The sequence below is a fragment of the Micromonospora sp. NPDC048909 genome, assembly GCF_040649635.1.
Lineage (GTDB): Bacteria > Actinomycetota > Actinomycetes > Mycobacteriales > Micromonosporaceae > Micromonospora.
In genome coordinates this window covers 1-17664 of the sequence record NZ_JBEZFU010000016.1, presented here as the reverse complement: position 1 = coordinate 17664, position 17664 = coordinate 1, and the positions used below count along the sequence as shown (strand labels likewise).

The following is a 17664-nucleotide window of genomic DNA, read 5'->3' as shown; positions in this document are numbered from 1 at the left end:
CTGGACGTCGAGGGTCGGGGGGTGGGCCATCCCGGACGTCACCGGACGACGGTGCACCGGCCGGCAAGGGCGATCCAACCGCTCGTCGGGGGCGGCACCCATGGCTGAATGGACGTGTTCGCGGCTTGGACCGACAGCCAGATGCCGTGTGCCCTCTCGCCGAACGCCGCCCTGCTCACCGGCGGCAACCGGTGCGTGAACGCCTTCCGGGTTTTGTCGTACCGCATCCGAACCTCGCCCTGGTACTCCGCCCCAGAGGCCCCGTAGCTGAGAGTGACCACCACGGCGGCGAGTTCCAGACCCGGCCCATCGACCCGGACGACCACCTCGGGCCGCTCTGGCGGGACCGGAGGCGAACAGGAGAACCGATCCACCCGGTCCGGCGTCGCGACAATGGACCGAATCACAGGTACCTGCTGTGCCGCCGCCTCAGAGGATGTGGTCGCCGTGGACATAGGTGCCACGGTCACCCGGGTCGGTGCCAGCGCGGGTGTGCCGGCGGGTGTGCCCTCCGCCGCTGGCGGAGGCAAGGTTATCGCTGGGGTTTTACCCGGTGACCCAGCGCCGCGTCGGTCCTGGTCAAAACAACTCGACAGGGCGGGCAGTAGGAGCAAACAGGTCGCGACGGCCACGCTGTCGGCGTGCCACGGCGATGATCGGCATGCGGGGAGGATAGGGCCTGGGCACATCCGTTCGTCGAACTCGGTCACAGACAGCTCAGGTGAAGCCAACCTGTAGCGCGTCAACCGGAGTGAGGCGGGCGGCTGCCGACAATGTGGATGCTCCTACTCACGTCAAACGTCGGCTACTCCGCTGGCATGCCGCCGTGGGGGCTGTTGACAATCAAACTCGCTGATCCTGGATCCAGGTATGGGTGATCTGGGAAGTAGTCGACGTGTAGGTGGCCGCCTTCTCGGCAGTTGCCATCGCCTCGAAGTTCGACGCGAGGATGGCCAGCGGGTCCGGGGCACCGGAGATCTGGAGGATGCCGTCCGCGCCTGCCGAGATCAGTACCAGGCTGTTGGCTGAGGTCGAGACCTGGATCCGGGTCAGGACGGTGCCGCCGAAGGCGTCGGTGGCGTCAGGCTCTGCAGCTTGGGTTCCACTTCCGGCCGCGACCAGCGCGGCGAGGGCGTGATACTCGCCGGCGGTCCCAGAAAGGTCAACTTCACCGAACGCCGGGTACAGGAATGCCTTCATGAACTCACCGTCGGCTCGGACCTGTCGCCTGTGCACCCGGGCTGTCCGGGTGTATGCCCATGATCCCTAACTGGTCCGTCCGCTGCTAGCTGGAAGTGTGTTCGCTTCGCGCGCGATCTCGCGCTTCAGGCATCGTGCAGGGCTGCCTTGACCGCCCAGGCACCGCAAGGAGAGCCTGGCCTCGGCGATGAAGCGGGCCCATCAGGTAGCTATGCGTCATGGTGGCGAGTCCTGGTCGGTAGGCTCGGCCGGTGCTCCGTCCGCCCCTGGACCTGGTGCCCGCCGACGTGCCGGCGGAGCCGCTGACCCACAACACGCTCAACGGCGTGACCGGCGGGATCTGGCGGACCCGCCGCGCCGGTCGCCCGGCGGTGCTCAAGCTGCTGGCCCCGCCCGGCCGCCCCGGCCCGACCCACTGGGCCGGCAGCGACGACCCGGGGCACTGGAACTACTGGCAGCGGGAGATCGAGGCGTACCGCAGCGGCCTGGCCACCACGGCGTACCCCGGGCTGGCCGGGCCGGAGCTGTTGGCGGTCGATGAGCGGCCGGACGAGACGGTGGCGCTCTGGCTGGTGGAAGCGACCGGTCGGGCCGGCACCACCTGCTCCCCGGCGGACCTCGGCGAGGTGGCCGGCCGGCTCGGCGCTGGCCACGCCCGGTGGCTCGGCGACCCGTCCAGCTGGGTCTGGCCGGGCGGCGGGCGGACGCCGGACTGGTTGGCCCGCGACTGGCTGCGCGACTACACGCTCGGTCGGCCGGTGCCCGAGCCGGTGCCCTGGGAGCATCCGGTCGCCGTCGCGGCCTGGCCGGCGCCGATGCGGGCCGGCCTGCGAAGGATCTGGGAGCGCCGGCACGAGATCGTCGCTGCCACCGACGCGCTGCCCCGGACCCTGTGCCACCACGACTGCTGGCCGATGAACCTGGTGTTCGCCACCGCCGGGCCGGTGCTGCTGGACTGGTCCGGCGTCGGACCGGGACCGGTCGGCGAGGACGCCGCCAACCTCGTGCTGGACACCTTCTTCGACGGGCTGGTCGATGTGGCGCTGCTCGATGAGGTGGCCGAGATCGTGGTCGAGCGTTACCGGGCCGGTCTGCGCGGGCGGGTGGATCCGGCCACGGTCACCCGGGCGGTCCAGCTGACCGGGGTGGCGAAGTACGTCTGGCTGGCCCCGCTGATGCTCACCCGGCTCGGCGGCGCCACCGGGCAGACGTACGACCGGCGCGACGAGGCCGGGATCATGGCCGGCCGCCGTCCGGTGCTGGAGCTGCTGGTCCGCTGGGCCGAGGCGGCGACGCGCTGACCGGCTGGGACAGCCGGTATGCGCCACGAGCGTGATACCCCAGCGGCATCAATATGCCTCTGCGGTATCACGCTCGCGATGATTGGTGTCCGCCGGCGTCCGGTGCCGGCACTCGTGGCCGACCCGGCGTCGCCACCGGGGGACGACGGCGGCGCCGGGGGTGGTCAGCTCGCCGGCTGGTCCAGCTCGCCGGTGGCGGCGAGCCGCCGGTACCAGTGGGCGCTGTCCTTCCAGGTGCGGACCTGGGTGTCGTAGTCGACGCGGATGATCCCGAACCGACGGTCGTAGCCGTAGCCCCACTCGAAGTTGTCCAGCAGCGACCAGACGAAGTAGCCCCGCACATCCGCACCCTGTGCCCGGGCGTCGGCCATCGCGGCCACGTGCCGGCGGATGTAGTCGATGCGCCGGTCGTCGTGGATCCGGCCGTCGGCCGAGACCACGTCGTCGAAGGCGGCGCCGTTCTCGGTGATCATCATCGGCTGGCCCGGGTACTCGCGGTGCAGACGCAGCAGCAGCTCGGTCAGCGCGGGCGGGTCGATGTTCCAGCCCATCGCGGTGTACGGACCGGGCTGGGGCAGGAAGTCGACGTTGTCGGCGGCCACCCACGGCGTGAACGTCGAGGCGCCGTGCCCGTCGGCGTCGGACCGGGGCGACACCCCGTCCCAGGCCCGCACCAGCGTGCTGGAGTAGTAGTTCACTCCGAGCACGTCCAGCGGCACCGCGATGAGCTTCTCGTCGCCCTCCTGAACGAACGACCAGTCGGTGACCGGTGCGGTGTCGGCCAGCAGGTCGGCCGGGTAGGCGCCGTCCAGCATCGGGCCGAGGAACGCCCGGTTGGCGAGCGCGTCGATACGCCGCGCGGCGTCGCGGTCCGCGGTCGAGTCCGAGGCCGCCCGGATGACGTGCAGGTTCAGCGTCACCGACAGCTCGGCCGCCGGGGCCAGCTCCCGCACCACCCGGCCGGCCAGGCCGTGCGCGAGGTTGAGGTGGTGCACCGCGGCCAGCGCCGCCGCCGGTTCGGTACGCCCCGGCGCGTGCACCCCGGAGGCGTAGCCCAGGTAGGCCGAGCACCACGGCTCGTTCAGCGTGGTCCAGGTGTGCACCCGGTCACCCAGCGCCCCGACGATGCCGGCCGCGTACTCCTCGAAGCGCAGCGCGGTCTCCCGGGCGGCCCAGCCGCCGGCGTCCTCCAGCTCCTGCGGCAGGTCCCAGTGGTACATGGTGGCCACCGGACGGATCCCGCGCTCGAGCAGACCGTCGACCAGTCGGGAGTAGAAGTCGATGCCGGCCCGGTTGAACGCGCCTGAGCCGCCCGGCTGCACCCGCGGCCAGGCGATCGAGAACCGGTAGGCGCCGAGGCCCAGCTCGGCGATGTGCCCGAGGTCCTCCGGCCAGCGGTGGTAGTGGTCCGCGGCCACGTCACCGGTGTCGCCGTTGAGCGTCCGTCCGGGGGTGTGGCTGTAGGTGTCCCAGATGGACGGCCCGCGGCCGTCCTCGGTCGCCGCACCCTCGATCTGGTACGACGCGGTGGCCGAGCCCCAGACGAAGCTCTCCGGGAAAGTGTGCGCCGTCATCGCCGGGCCTCCTTGACCTCACAGGTGTACGCCGACGAGGCGCCGGCGACCAGCTCGACGCTGGCAGTCCCATCCTCGTAGTGCACGTCGAACTCCGCGCCGGGGCCCTCCCCGGGCGACGGGATGCTGACCCGGGTACGTTGCCCCGAAGTCGGTGCGAAGAGCCGCAGCCGCACGTCGTCGGCCCACTCGTAGTCCGGCCGGTCGGTGCGGGCGCCGAACGGGATCACCGCGCCCGGCCGGGCCAGCACCGGCACGCTGTCGAAGCCGTGCTTCTCGCTCACCCAGGTCGGCCCGGTGACCTGCTCGCCGGTGACCAGGTGCGTCCAGGTGCCGGCCGGCACGTAGTACGTCACCTGGCCGTCGGCGCTCATCACCGGCGCCACCAGCACGTCCGGGCCGAGCATGTACTGCCGGTCGAGGTAGGCCGCGGTCGGGTCGTCCGGGAACTCCAGCACCATCGGGCGCATCATCGGCACGCCGTCGCGGTGCGCCTCCTCGGCGGCCGCCGCGAGGTAGGGCATCAGGCTCATCTTGAGCTGGGTGAAGTGCCGCAGCACCTCGACCGCCTCCTCGTCGAACGCCCACGGCACGCGGTAGGAGTTGGAGCCGTGCAACCGGGAGTGCGAGGAGAGCAGCCCGAAGGCGGTCCACCGCTTGAACACCGCCGGGTCGGGGGTGCCCTCGAAGCCGCCGATGTCGTGGCTCCAGTAGCCGAAGCCGGACGCGGCCAGCGACAGCCCGCCGCGCAGCGACTCGGCCATCGCACCGAACGTCGACTCGCAGTCGCCGCCCCAGTGCACCGGGAACTGCTGCCCGCCGGCGGTCGCCGATCGGGCGAAGAGCACCGCCTCACCCTTGCCGCGCTCGGCCTCCAGCAGCTCGAAGACCGCCTTGTTGTAGAGGTGGGTGTAGTAGTTGTGCATCCGCTGCGGGTCGGAGCCGTCGTGCCAGACGACGTCGGTCGGGATGCGCTCGCCGAAGTCGGTCTTGAACGAGTCCACGCCCATGTCGAGCAGGGTCTTGAGCTTGCCGGTGAACCAGCGAACGGCGTCCGGGTTGGTGAAGTCGACCAGGGCCATGCCGGCCTGCCACTTGTCCCACTGCCAGACCGAGCCGTCGGGGTTACGGACCAGGTAGCCGGCCTCGCGGCCCTCCTCGAACAGGTACGACCGCTGGGCGATGTAGGGGTTGATCCAGACGCAGACCTTCAGGTCGCGCTCGTGCAGCCGGCGCAGCATGCCCTCGGGGTCGGGGAAGGTCGCCGGGTCCCAGACGAAGTCGACCCAGTGGAACTGCCGCATCCAGAAGCAGTCGAAGTGGAACACCGAGAGCGGCAGGTTCCGCTCGGCCATCCCGTCGATGAACTCGGTGACCGTCTTCTCGTCGTACGAGGTGGTGAACGACGTCGACAGCCAGAGCCCGAACGACCAGGCCGGCACTCGGGCCGGCCGCCCGGTGAGGGCGGTGTAGCGGCGCAGCACGTCCTTCGGGGTGGGCCCGTCGATGAGGTAGTAGGTGAGCGACTGCCCCTCGACGCTGAACTGCGTCTGCGACACCACCTCGGAGCCGACCTCGAACGACACGTGCTCGGGGTGGTCGACGAACACCCCGTAGCCGCCGCTGCTCAGGTAGAACGGCACGTTCTTGTACGCCTGCTCGCTCGCGGTGCCGCCGTCGGCGTTCCAGATGTCCACGACCTGGCCGTTCTTGACGAACGCGCCGAACCGCTCGCCGAGGCCGTAGATCGTCTCGCCGACGCCGAGCTCCAACCGGTCGTGCACGTAGTTGCGGCCCTCGCCGTCGGTGACGACGCCGACGCTGCGTGCGGTGGACGAGGTGAGCCGGTGGTCCCCGCGCAGGAAGTCGACCTGCCACCCGTCGATGAGCGACACCCGGGCGGTCAGCTCGCCGGTGGTCAGCGAGGCGCTGAGGCCGGTGACGTCGACGGTGACCGGGTGGCGGTCGAGGGTGTTCAGCTCGAAGCGGGGCTGCGGCGGCCGGCCTCCGGTGTGGTGACTGATGGTGACGCCCACGACGCCGGGCGCCGGGGTGAAGAACCGGGCGGTGACGACCGGCCGGTTCAGGGTGTCGCCGCGGCTGGTGAGCCGGGCGGTCGGGGCGAAGACGGTGAAACCGCGTTCGTCCGGCTCGACCGACTCGACGGTGGCCGGGCGCAGCACGGTGACACCGGGCCGCATTTGCCAGTACCCGTCGGTGAACTTCACTTCTCGGCTCCTGCTGTGATGCCGCGCGCGAGGGTGCGCTGGAAGATGAGGAAGAAGAGGATGGCCGGGACCAGGCTGATCAACGCTCCCGCGTTGGTGGTCGGGGCGTCCATCAGCCGGTCACCCTGCAACGAGGCCAGTGCGACCGGGATGGTCTGCGTCTGGTTGTCGATCAGCATGACCAGCGGGATCAGGAACTCGTTCCAGGTCCAGATGAAGAAGAAGATGAGCAGCACCGCGAGGGTGGGCCGCAGGTTGGGGAAGACCACCCGCCACAGCACCGTCCACTTGCCGGCGCCGTCCAGCGAGGCCGCCTCCAGCAGCGAGCGCGGGAACGTGCTCATCACCGAGGCGAGCAGGTAGGTGCCGAACGCGCTCTGGATGACGGTGAAGATGATGATCACCGAGAGCCGGGTGTTGTAGAGCCCGATCTCCTTCGCCACGTAGTACAGCGGGTAGATCAGCGCCTCCTGCGGCAGCATGTTGGCCAGCAGGAAGAGCCCGACGATCCAGAGCCGGCCGCGGACCCGGCCGATGCCCAGGGCGTACGCGTTGAGCAGCGAGAGGGCGACGCCGAGCACCGCGACGGAGCCGGCGATGAGGGCCGAGTTCCACAGCTTCAGCGGGAAGTTCACCGTGGTCCAGTACGTGCGCAGACCCTTGGTGTAGAACTCCGTCGGCCAGCTCAGCGGGCCGCCCGTCGAGTAGTCGCCGGGCGACTTGAAGGCGTTGAGCAGCATGAACGCGAACGGCACCAGCATCGCCAGCGCGGCGAGCGTGACCAGGGTGAGTACCACCCAGCGGGTGGCGCCGCGGTGGTGTCGGTCGCGACCGGGCCGGCTCGGGCGCGGGGTGACCGTGCCCTCGGCCGGGGTGAGCGTGACGGACATTTCAGATCCCCCGATCCCGGCGCTCGCTGCGGGCCTGTAGCCAGATGAACAGCACGGCCACCACCACGATGATCAACGTGAGCACGGTGGAGATCGCCGAGCCGTAGCCGACCTGGAGCTTCTTGAAGAACGTGTAGTAGGCGAAGTACGACGGCACGTTGGTGGCGTTCTCCGGGCCGCCCCGGGTCAGGGCGAAGATCGGCCCGAACACCTTCAACGCGGCGATGGTGGCGGTCAGGGCCACCACGAACGTCTCCGGCCGGATCTGCGGCAGGGTGATCGCCCGGAACCGATGGAACCAGGTGGCGCCGTCCACCTCGGCCGCCTCGTACAGCTCGGGGTCGACCCGCTGCAGCGCGGCCATGAAGACCACCACCGGATAGCCGATCTGCACCCAGATCATCACCGCCATGACGGCGGGCAGGGCGGTGCCCGGGTCGCCGAGCCAGTCATGGCGCAGCGCGCCGAGGCCGATCGAGTCGAGCAGGCCGTTCAACGCGCCGTCGGGGCGCAGGATCCAGCCCCAGACGATGCCGGCCACCACGACGGGCAGCACCTGCGGCAGGTAGAACGCGGCCCGCAGCGCGGCGGCGGTGCGCGGCTTGAACCGGCGGCCGATGACGTCGAAGAGCACCGCGGCCAGGAGCAGCCCGAGCAGCGTGGGCACGACCACCATGGCGACGAGCATCGCGAGGGTGTTCCGGAACGACGCCCAGAACACCTGGTCGTGCAGCAGGTGCTGGTAGTTGTCCAGGCCCACCCAGGTGGGGTCGCCAACCCCGGACCACTTGGTCAGGGAGAAGTAGACGGTGCCGAGCAGCGGGGCGCCGATGACGAGGGCGAAGAGCACCGCCCCTGGGATCAGGTAGAGCCAGTACGCCCCCTTGCGGTCGCCGCGCCTGCGGCGGGGCCTGGGCGATGTCGGGGTGGCCGTCTGGTGCGGGGTGGCCACGGTCTCGGTGACTGCCATGGAAGATCCTTCCCGGCGGGGCGGGCGGGCGTGCCGACGGTGCCGGTCCCGCCCGCCGCTCGCCGTGCTACTTGCCGGTGATCTCCTTGACGCCGTCCTGGTACGGCTTGGCGATCGAGTCGAGGACCTGGTCGGGAGACTTGGAACCGTTGATCAGGCTCTGGAAGCCGGAGACCAGCACGTCGTAGTAGCCGGGGACCGGCCAGTCCGGGTAGAAGGCCAGGCCGTCCTGCGCGCTGACGGTGTTGAAGTTCTCGATCAGCTTCCGGTCCTTCGGATCGGTGATCTTCGAAGGGTCGCCGGCCACCGGGACGCCACCGTTGTTGCCGATCAGGTCCTGGATCTCCGGACGCAGGGTGATGTCGATGAAGTCGTACGCCAGCGACTTGGCCTTGCTGGTCTGCGGGACCACCCAGAGGTTGCCGGAGGAGCCGGCCTGCAGGGTGTTGCCGGGGAACAGGAAGCTGTCCCAGTTGGCCTTCATCTCGGCCTTGAACCGGCCGTACCACCAGCTACCCGAGACGATCATCGGGGCCTTGCCGCTGATGAACGCGGTGCCCATGTCCTCGGCCTTCAGGCTCGCCGAGTCCTTGGCGACGTAGCCCTTCCGCACCCAGTCGGCGAAGGTCTCCGCGCCGTACTTCAGCGGGTCGGCCTTGAAGTCCACCGGGTTCTTGTAGAGCTCGTAGTTGTTGACGAACTGCCGGTCCGCCTTGGCCAGCGCCAGCTGGTAGAAGAGCTGGCCGGCCGGGTACTCGGCGCCGCCCATGCCCAGCGGCGTGACGCCCTTGTCGACGAAGGTGTCCATCGCGGCCGTCATCTCGGCCATCGTGGTCGGCACCTTGACGCCGTACTTATCGAAGAGGTCCTTGTTGTAGTAGACCGTCACGTACTCGCCGTAGTTCGGCACGCCGTACCAGTTGCCCGAGCCCATGACGCCCTTGTCGTCATAGCGGGCGGTGGTCTGCAGGCTGGGGCTGAGCTTCCCGGCCCAGCCGCGCTTGTCGGCCTCGGCGGAGAGGTCGGTCAGCAGCCCCTGGGAGGAGAGCAGGCCCGCGGTCGCGTTGCCCTTGTTGTACTCCATGATGTCCGGGCCTTCGGACGAGTTGATGATCATGCCCGCGTTCTGCTGGATCTGCTCGAACGCCTTGCGCTCGAACTGAACCTCGACGCCGGGGTGCTCGTCCTTGAAGATCTGGATGGCCCGGTCCCAGGCGATGCCCATGGCGCTGTTCGCGCTCTCGTAGTGCCAGAGCTTGAGGGTCTTGGCCTCGCTGCCGTCGCCGCCGCCACCATCGCCGCACGCGACGATGGTCGTCGCTGCGGTCGCGGCCAGCGCCACCGCAGCAGCCAGCCTGCCGAATCGGTGCATTGCTATCCTCCTGGTGAGTATCGAGTCGGTACTTGTGGTGCCCGTCACCGCGTGGCAGCGCGGTGGCGGGTTTCTTGGTCCTGGTGCGCGTTACCGCGTGGCAGCGCGGTGGCGGGTTTCTTGGTCCTGGTGCGCGTTACCGCGTGGCAGCGCGGTGGTCGGCACCCTCGGTCGAGGTGGCCGGCGGGCCGGTGCCGGGCGGGCCGGTGTCGCCGCCGGGGCCGGCGGACAGGCGTACCGCTCCGCTCGACCCGCGGATCTCCAGCGCGCAGGGCAGTAGTTGCTGGTGGTGGTCGCCGCCGGCCCCCTCGAGTTGGCGCAGCAGGGCCTCGACCGCGATCCGGCCGAGTGCCGAGCCGGGCGAGGCCATCGCGGTCAGCGCGGGCGTGGCCAGCTCGGCCACCTGGGCCGAGGTCACCATCGACACCACCGACACGTCGTCGGGCACGGCCACGCCGAGGGTGGTCAGCCCGCCGAGGATGCCGAAGATCGCGCTCTCGTTCATCGCCAGCACGGCGGTGAGGTCGGGGGCCTGGGCCAGCGCCTCGGCCAGGGCGGCCCGACCGCCGGCCGCGCTGTCCTCGGCGGGGATCATCAGGGGCTCCAGGTCGTAGCCCTGCATCGCGGCGACGAAGGAGTCCCGGGTACGCAGCGCCGGGCCGTAGCCGGCCTCGATGGTGGCGGCCGAGTGGTTCACGTAGACGATGCGCCGGTGGCCGAGCTCGACGAGGTGGTCGACGGCGTCCCGGACGGTCTGGTCGAAGTCGATGTCGACGTAGGAGAGGCCGGCGGTGTCACCGGTGCGGCCGATCAGCACCAGCGGCACCCCGGCCTCCTGGAGGGCGGTGACCCGCGGGTCCTCGACCTGCACCTCCATCAGCACCGCGCCGTCGAACATCCGCTGGCTGGCCAGCCGGCGCAGGTCGTCGGAGTCGGCGGCGCCGACCGGGGAGAGCACCAGGTGATAGCCGGCGGCGCTGGCCGCGGCGGCCGCGCCGGTGACGAAGGCGGTCTCGGTGGCGCCCAGCCCGCGCTCGTCCATCGGCATGAGCAGGCCGACGATCCGGCTGCGCCGGCTGGCCAGCCCGCGGGCCATCGCGTTCGGCTGGTATTCGAGCTCGGCCATGGCCGCGAGGACCTTGTCCCGGGTCGCCTGGGAGATCGGCCGGGTGCCGGTGAGCACGTACGACACGGTGCTGACCGAGACCCGGGCGAGGCGGGCGACGTCGTGCATGGTGGCCACCCCGCACCTCCTTCGGCCGGCTGGTCGATCATCGTTGATCGCGCTTGTCGAAGCGTTTCGACTAAGCGTTTCGACAGAACCGTAGGTCAGCGTTACGGGATCGTCAATAGTTGGTGTCCGGCGTGCGTCGACGCGGTCGAAACGACCTTCCCGCCGCCCGGCGACGCGCCCGGCGGCTGCTCCGCCGAATGAGGGGGCGGGTTGGCTGGAAGGTGGTGTGGGTCACAGCCCGGCCGGCAGCCGTGTTCAGCCCAGGTCGAAGAGGGCGGCGGCGTTGTGCCAGCAGACCGCGCGCAGCCAGTCGTCGCCGAGGTCGAGGCGGGCCAGCCCGGTCAGCTGCTCGGCGTACGGGTAGGGGATGTTCGGGAAGTCGCTGCCGAGCAGCACCTTTCCGGCCAGCCCCAGCTCACGCAGCCGGGGCAGCTCCTCAGTGGGAAAGGGCAGGAACCGGTCGAAGAACGGGGTGAACGCCATCGTGGTGTCCAGCCGCACCCGCTCGTAGGACTCGGCGAGGTCGAGGAAGGCCCGGTAGTCGGGTGCGCCGAGGTGGGCCACCACCGCGGTCAGCGTCGGGTGCCGGGCGAGCAGCGCGGCGAACGGCTCCGGCCCGGTGTGCGCGGTACCGACCGGGGCGTGCCCGGCGTGCACCACCACCGGCACACCGGCGTCGGCGAGCAGCCCCCAGACGGCGTCCAACGTCGGGTCGGTCGGTGGGAATCCGCCGACCTGAACGTGCACCTTGAACACCCGTGCGCCGGCGTCCAGCGCCGCGGCGACGTAGCCGGGGGCCGCCGGCTCGGGAAAGAAGGTGGCCGAGGGCAGGCAGCCCGGCGTGGCCCGGGCGAAGTCGAGCGTCCACCGGTTCAGCTCGGCGGCCATCCCCGGCCGGTGCGGGTACGCCAGCGCGCTGAACGCGCGCACCCCGAGCCGCCGCAGGTGCGCGACCCGCTCCGCGTCGCTCCACCGGTAGCGGATCGGCCACTCGGTGCCGACCAGCGGACCGGCCGCGTCGAAGTACGCCCAGACCCGGCGCAGCAGCCGGGGCGGCAGGAAGTGCACGTGCACATCGGCCAGCCCGGGCAGGTCGAGCCCCCGCCAGAACGCCGGAACGCCGGCGTCGGCGTCCGGGGCGCTGGGCGCGCCGGACGGGCCGGTCATATCTCGATGTTGAACCGTTGCAGCACCGACGGCGCCACCAGCCCGGCCGTGGCGAGCATCGAGATCACGGTCAGCACGGCGCGCAGCACGACCACCTCGGTCTTGCTGCCGGTACGCAGGGCGATGCCGTTGGGTAGGCCGACCATCATCCACATCCGACGCTTGATCGGGATCGGCCAGAGAATGGGCACGCCCGCGCGGGTGATCATGTCGCCGAGGATGTGCACGAAACAGCCCACCCCCACCGCGGTGCCGATCAGGGGATAGCCCCGACCGCCCGGCAGGTTCGCGTAGGTGAACCACGCGGCGGCCAGCGACGCCAGGGTGACGATCACCCAACCGGCCCGCTCGGCCCACTTGTCGAAGAGGCCGCGCAGGGCCAGCCCGATCATGAAGAACAGGATGCCGATGACCGCCCACTTGCCGTACGCCGCGCAGAGGGCGGTGGTGCCCCAGCCGACCAGCACGGTGAACGGAATGGTGTGGGTCAGCGTCCGGTGACCGTTGTTGCGCTTCGGGTCCCGGCTCAGCTTGGTCGCGTAGTAGACGCCGAGGGAGATCTTCTCCATCACCTCGGCGAAGAAGAGGCTGACCACGCCGAAGGTCCGGGCCACCGTGGCGCCACCCTGGTTGCGGGTCACCTTGCCGGAGAGGTCGAGGTCGGGGAAGAGCGCGCCACCGGCGCAGACCGCGGTGCCGACGGCGAGTGCGAGCGGTGACTGGTGATAGTCGGCGAATTGGTCCAGTGCCCAGGATCCGGCCAACCACACCGCCGCGCCGGACAGCGCGTGCGATGGTCCCATCATGTCGGCTCACCCTCCCCAGGGATCTTGAGCGCCAAAGCACCGTCACTCTAGTCAGAAGCGGGACCGTGCGGGCAATCACCCGGACGGTCCACAAAGGAGAGTCTCAGGGGGCGGGTGTGAAGCTCTGCCGGATCATTGCGAAGTATGTCGCGTTGACCTGCCAGTCGAACTCTTTTGTCAACCATGAGACGGTGTACGCGCGGTAGGCGGAGGTGTTCGCCAGCAGCCGGGCGGTGTGCATCCGCTCGCCCGCGGCATTGACCCAACCGCACTCCCAGACGGCGCCGCCGTGGAAGATGTCCATCCGGGATATGTCCACCTTGTGGTAACCCGGCAGCGTCCCGTCGCCGGTGAGCCGCCGCTCCTCGGCCTCCCACCAGGCCACCGGGTCACTGTGTCGGGCGCTCGCCTCGACGCTGAGCACCCGAGCGCCGCCGGGCTCGCGAAAACAGGTGACCGCGTCCTCGTTCCAGCGCAGCCAGGTGACCGGAGCGGCGATCCGGAACCCCGTCGGGTCGGTGTACCACGTCCAGCCGGGCACCAGCCGGAACCGCGCCCCCTCCGGCGGCGGCACCGACGGCACCGGGTGCGCCGCCGGTGGGGGCGGGGTCGCGCAGGCGAAGGTGGCCGGGCGGGTGGAGCTGTCCCCGCCGCCGGAGCCCGACGGTCGTCGTTGCGGCTCGCCCCGGGCGTTCAGCGCCACGGCGGTACCCGCGGCGGCGAGCAGCACGAGGACGAGCCCCGCACCCGTGACCGCGAGCCGTCGGCGGCGCCCTCGACCCCGCCGGCCCTGCGCGCGCTCCGGTCGCCCCGGTACGCCGACCACCACCGACCCCGCCGCCACCTCCGGCCGGCCCTGCGCGCTCGGGGCATCTTCACCCGCCGGGGCGCCCGCGAGGGTCGGATCGCCACCGACCTGACCGTCCGCGGCGTCGGGAGCGGCCGGGCGTGACCGTGCCGCCGGCGGCTCGTCCCGGTGCTCCGGCTGGTGGCCGGGCGACGGCAGGCCGAATCCAGGCGGCGGGGTGCCTCCCTTGCGGCCGGAGGAGAGGTCGGGCGGCGGCAGGCCGAACCCGGGCGGCGGTGCCGTCGGGCCGAGCGTGGCGGCATCCGGCCCGCTCGCCGCGGCACGCAGCAGCGGCTCGGCCTCGGCGGCGGTGAGCCGCCGCCACGGGTCGCGCTGCAACAGCCCGGTGAGCGCCGGGCGCAGCGGCCCGGCCCGGCGCATCGGGTCCGGCGGGTCGGTGGCCAGCGCGGTCAGCGTCGCCATCGCGCTGGACCGGGCGTACGGCGATTTACCCTCCACAGTCGCGTAGAGGGTCGCGCCGAGCGACCAGAGGTCGGTACGCGGATCGGACACCCCGTCGCGGGCACGCTCCGGCGCCACGAACTGCGGCGAGCCGAGCACCATCCCGGGCCCGGTCATCGCCCCGTCCCCACCGGTGAAGGTGGCCAGTCCGAAGTCGGTCAGCACCACCCGCCCGTCGGCGGCGATCAGCACGTTGTGCGGTTTCACGTCCCGGTGCAGCACCCCGGCGGCGTGTGCGGCGCGCAGCGCGGCCAGCACGGCCAGCCCGATCCGGGCGGTCCGCCGTGGACTCAGCGAGCCCTCGGTGGCCAGCACCTGCTGCAGCGAGCGGGACTCGACGTACTCCATCACGATCCACGGGCTGTCCCGGTCGTGCACGACGTCGTAGATCCGGACCACGTTGGGATGGCTGAGCCGGGCGGCCGTACGCGCCTCGCGCAGCGTCCGCAGCCGCAGCTCATCGCGCTCGGCCTCGGCCAGCCAGGCGGGCGGGACGATCTCCTTGACCGCGACGTCGCGGTGCAGCATCTCGTCACGGGCCAGCCAGACGCGGCCCATCCCGCCGGTGCCGACCAGGTCGAGCAGCCGGTACCGACCTGCGATCAGCAGCTGCCGCACGGTCGCGTCCCCCTCGGTCACTCCCGGTTACACGATAGCCACCGGTCATGGTTTTCTCATCCGCCGTGGACGGTCAAGGTGGCGGGCGGAAGCTGGCCCGGATCGTCGACCAGTCCGCCCCGGCGGCGGCCCAGTCCGAGTCACCGGCGATCCAGCCCAGCGTCCAGCCTTCGGCGCCCGGCGGTGTCCCGGGCACCGTCTGGGTGGCGTGCAGCCGGTCGCCGTGCGGGGTGTCCCAGCGCAGCTCCCACACGGTGTCTGCGCCGCTCGGGGCGAGCCGCATCTCGTCGTAGTCGGGCAGCGCGCCCGTCTCCGCGGCCTCGTCGCGCACGGCGCGCAGCCGGGGGACCGGGTCGCCGCTCTCGGGCCCGGCGACGCCGAGCGCCCGGCCGGTCGCCGGGTCCTGGAAGCAGGCGATCGGGCCGTCCTGGGAGTACCGCCACCCGCTCGGCACGGCCACCCGGAATCCGCGGGCGTCGGCGTGCCAGAGCCAGCCGTGCGGTGGCCGGAACCGTTCGCCGGCGGCCGGACCGGCCGCCGGCACCGGCTGGCCGACGATGTCCGGCCGGACGCACGGAAACGGCGGCGGGGGCACCCCGGGACCGCCGGGCGGCGGCCGGTGCCGGTCCGGTCCACGGTCGAACGGCCCGGAGGGCGGTGGGCCGGGGTCGCGTCGATCGGCGGCGTTCGGTTCCTGGTGTCCGTCGCCGGTGACCGCCAGCGCGGTGCCGATGCCCGCCGCCGCGGCCACCAGCAGCGCCGTGGCGACCAGCGCGCCGCGACGCAGCAGCCGCCGACCGTCTCCACCGGCCAGCTCTCCAGCCGGCGACGCGCCACCTCCGGCCGGTCCGGACGCGCCACCCCCGGTCGCCGCCGGCCGGTCGGCGGTGTCAGCCGGGCTCGGCGACCGCTCCGCCGGAGCATCGGCACGCCGCCCGTCGCCGGCCCCGCCGGGCGCCCCCGGCTCGGCGACGGGCGCCGTCGGGGACCAGCCGTCGGCCGGTGCGGAGCCCGGCCGGTCGCCGGTCGGATGGTCGGCCGCCACCGGCGCCTGCGGCCCGACCCGCTGGGCGGCGGTGGTCAGCCGGCGATGGGCCTCGTCGTGGTCGATCCGTTGCCGTGGGTCGCGGTGGAGCAGCCCGGCCAGCACCGGCGCCAGCGCCCCGGCGTGCGGCGCCGGATCCGGTGGCGCGCTCGCCAGGGCGCTGAGGGTGGCCATCGCGGTGCTGCGGGCGTACGGGGAACATCCCTCGACCGCGGCGTGCAGCGTGGCACCCAGCGACCAGAGGTCCGCCTCCACGCTGGAGACCCCCTCGGCAGCCCGCTCGGGGGCGACGTACTGCGGCGATCCGAGCACCATGCCGGGCCGCGTCATCGCCCCGTCGCCGCCGTCGAAGACGGCCAGCCCGAAATCGGTGAGCATCACCCGCCCGTCGTGGGCGACGAGCACGTTCTGCGGCTTCACGTCGCGGTGCAGCACCCCGGCGGCGTGCGCGGCGCGCAACGCCGCCAGCACGGCCAGCCCGATCCGGGCCGCCCGGGGCGGATCGAGCGGCCCCTCGGCGTCCAGCACGTCCTGCAGGGTCCGGGACGGGACGTACTCCATGACGATCCACGGTTCGCCGTCGACCGGGACCACGTCGTAGAGCCGGACCACCCGGGGATGGTTGAGCCGGGCCGCGGTGCGCGCCTCCCGCAGGGTGCGCGCCCGCAGCTCGGCCCGCTCGTCGTCGGCCAGCCAGGCGGGCGGCACGACCTGCTTGACCGCGACCTCACGGTGCAGCATCTCGTCACGGGCGCGCCACACCCGTCCCATGCCCCCGCGGCCCACCAGGTCGAGCAGCCGGTACCGGCCGGCGATCAGCACCTGCCGCACGCTCCTCCCCGCCGCTGTCCGATGTACACCCTAGCCAGCGGATCGGAGGTGACCTATCGGTCGTACGCCTCGGTCAACAGGCCGTACCGTCGCGGACGAGCAGGTTTCCGTCCGGAATGGTGAGGTGCGGACGGCCACCGGCCAGCCGGGCGGCGGCCCGGCGGGCCTGCAACGACCCGTGTTCCCGTCGGGCGACGGCGTAGCTGCCGGCGGTGCGCGCCGCGATGGTCGCCCAGCCGTACCGCTCGCCGACCATGGTCCGGGCCCGCCGGGCGACCCGTCGGGCGAAGACCTCGTCGCCGAGGAGCTGGTCGACCGCGGTGGCGAGCGCGTCCGGGTCGCTGTGCGGGAACGTCACCCCGGTCACGCCGGGCTCGACGATCTCCGCGAGGCCACCGGTGCGGGCCACCGCCAGCGGCGCGCCGGCCGCGGCCGCCTCCAACGCGACCATGCCGAACGGCTCGTAGAGGCTGGGCACCACGGTCGCGTCGGTGGCGGCGAGCATCGCGGGCAGTTGGGTGGTGTCCAGGAAGCCGGCGAAGCGGACGGTCGAGGTGAGCGCGAGCCGCCGGGCCTCCTCCTCCAGCTCGCCCCGGTACGGGCCGTCCCCGGCGATCACCACCCGCAGCCCCGGGTGCCGCTGCCGCAGGTACGGCACGGCGTGCACCAGGTGCTGCACGCCCTTCTCGTAGACCAGCCGGCCGGCGTACCCGACCAGCGGACCGTTCCCGGCGAACCGGGCCCGGGCGGAGGCGACGGCGCGTGGGCGGGCCCGCCACGCCCGGTCGTCGACCCCGTTGGGCACCACGTCGACCTGTGCGACGGGCACCTCGAAGAGGGTGGTGACCTGGTCGCGCATGTAGCCGGAGCAGGTGATCACCCGGGCGGAGGAGTTGCTCAGCCAGTGCTCGACGCCGTGGATGGTGCGGTTCATCTCCTCGGGCAGCCAGCCCTGGTGCCGGCCCGCCTCGGTGGCGTGGATGGTGGTCACCAGGGGCAGGTCGAGATGCTCGGCGAGGGTGACCGCGGTGTGCGCGACCAGCCAGTCGTGGGCGTGGATGACGTCGTAGTCGCCGGCCTCGGTGGCGCGCAGGGCGGCCCGGGTGAGGGTGTGGTTGA

The 17664-nt window shown here is 72.0% G+C and carries 14 protein-coding genes; 1 reads left to right on the top strand and 13 read right to left on the bottom strand.

Annotated features, from left to right (window positions below):
• Nucleotides 1-38 precede the first annotated feature (38 nt).
• Both AB0C04_RS29395 and AB0C04_RS29390 read right to left on the bottom strand, forming a co-directional pair.
• Nucleotides 39-455, bottom strand: coding sequence for a hypothetical protein (locus AB0C04_RS29395; RefSeq protein WP_357060875.1), 417 nt, complete (start codon nucleotides 453-455; stop codon nucleotides 39-41).
• Nucleotides 456-843: 388 nt separating this feature from the next.
• Nucleotides 844-1200, bottom strand: coding sequence for a hypothetical protein (locus tag AB0C04_RS29390; RefSeq protein ID WP_357060872.1), 357 nt, complete (start codon nucleotides 1198-1200; stop codon nucleotides 844-846).
• Nucleotides 1201-1451: 251 nt separating this feature from the next.
• On the opposite strand from AB0C04_RS29390, the gene AB0C04_RS29385 reads away from it, so the two are divergent.
• A complete protein-coding gene (locus tag AB0C04_RS29385) occupies nucleotides 1452-2501 on the top strand; it encodes a phosphotransferase (RefSeq protein ID WP_357060870.1) in 1050 nt (349 codons plus the stop codon).
• A gap of 164 nt (nucleotides 2502-2665) precedes the next feature.
• Here the strand turns inward: AB0C04_RS29385 and AB0C04_RS29380 are convergent, their stop codons facing one another.
• From AB0C04_RS29380 to AB0C04_RS29330, 11 genes are all read right to left on the bottom strand, one after another.
• Nucleotides 2666-4075, bottom strand: coding sequence for a GH1 family beta-glucosidase (locus AB0C04_RS29380; RefSeq protein WP_357060867.1), 1410 nt, complete (start codon nucleotides 4073-4075; stop codon nucleotides 2666-2668).
• Entirely contained in the window at nucleotides 4072-6303 is a 2232-nt protein-coding gene (gene yicI / locus AB0C04_RS29375; protein WP_357060864.1) for an alpha-xylosidase, read from the bottom strand. The genes AB0C04_RS29380 and yicI overlap by 4 nt, the downstream gene beginning before the upstream one ends.
• A complete protein-coding gene (locus AB0C04_RS29370; protein ID WP_357060861.1) occupies nucleotides 6300-7193 on the bottom strand; it encodes a carbohydrate ABC transporter permease in 894 nt (297 codons plus the stop codon). The genes yicI and AB0C04_RS29370 overlap by 4 nt, the downstream gene beginning before the upstream one ends.
• Nucleotide 7194: 1 nt before the next feature.
• Nucleotides 7195-8163 carry a sugar ABC transporter permease gene (locus tag AB0C04_RS29365; RefSeq protein WP_357060859.1) on the bottom strand — a complete coding sequence of 323 codons (969 nt, stop codon included), beginning with the start codon at nucleotides 8161-8163 and terminating at the stop codon, nucleotides 7195-7197.
• Nucleotides 8164-8230: 67 nt separating this feature from the next.
• A complete protein-coding gene (locus AB0C04_RS29360) occupies nucleotides 8231-9535 on the bottom strand; it encodes an extracellular solute-binding protein (protein WP_357060856.1) in 1305 nt (434 codons plus the stop codon).
• A gap of 136 nt (nucleotides 9536-9671) precedes the next feature.
• Nucleotides 9672-10769 carry a LacI family DNA-binding transcriptional regulator gene (locus AB0C04_RS29355; RefSeq protein ID WP_357061068.1) on the bottom strand — a complete coding sequence of 366 codons (1098 nt, stop codon included), beginning with the start codon at nucleotides 10767-10769 and terminating at the stop codon, nucleotides 9672-9674.
• Nucleotides 10770-11024: 255 nt separating this feature from the next.
• A complete protein-coding gene (locus AB0C04_RS29350) occupies nucleotides 11025-11936 on the bottom strand; it encodes an amidohydrolase family protein (protein ID WP_357060854.1) in 912 nt (303 codons plus the stop codon).
• Nucleotides 11933-12742, bottom strand: coding sequence for a metal-dependent hydrolase (locus AB0C04_RS29345; protein ID WP_357060851.1), 810 nt, complete (start codon nucleotides 12740-12742; stop codon nucleotides 11933-11935). Before AB0C04_RS29345 ends, AB0C04_RS29350 begins: the two co-directional genes overlap by 4 nt.
• 103 nt (nucleotides 12743-12845) lie before the next feature.
• Nucleotides 12846-14690, bottom strand: a complete 1845-nt coding sequence (locus AB0C04_RS29340; RefSeq protein WP_357060848.1) for a protein kinase — start codon at nucleotides 14688-14690, stop codon at nucleotides 12846-12848.
• A 52-nt stretch (nucleotides 14691-14742) separates the two neighbouring features.
• A complete protein-coding gene (locus tag AB0C04_RS29335; protein ID WP_357060845.1) occupies nucleotides 14743-16545 on the bottom strand; it encodes a serine/threonine-protein kinase in 1803 nt (600 codons plus the stop codon).
• Nucleotides 16546-16618: 73 nt separating this feature from the next.
• Nucleotides 16619-17664 (bottom strand): glycosyltransferase family 4 protein (locus AB0C04_RS29330; RefSeq protein ID WP_357060842.1); only part of this gene is annotated, 1046 nt, incomplete at its 5' end.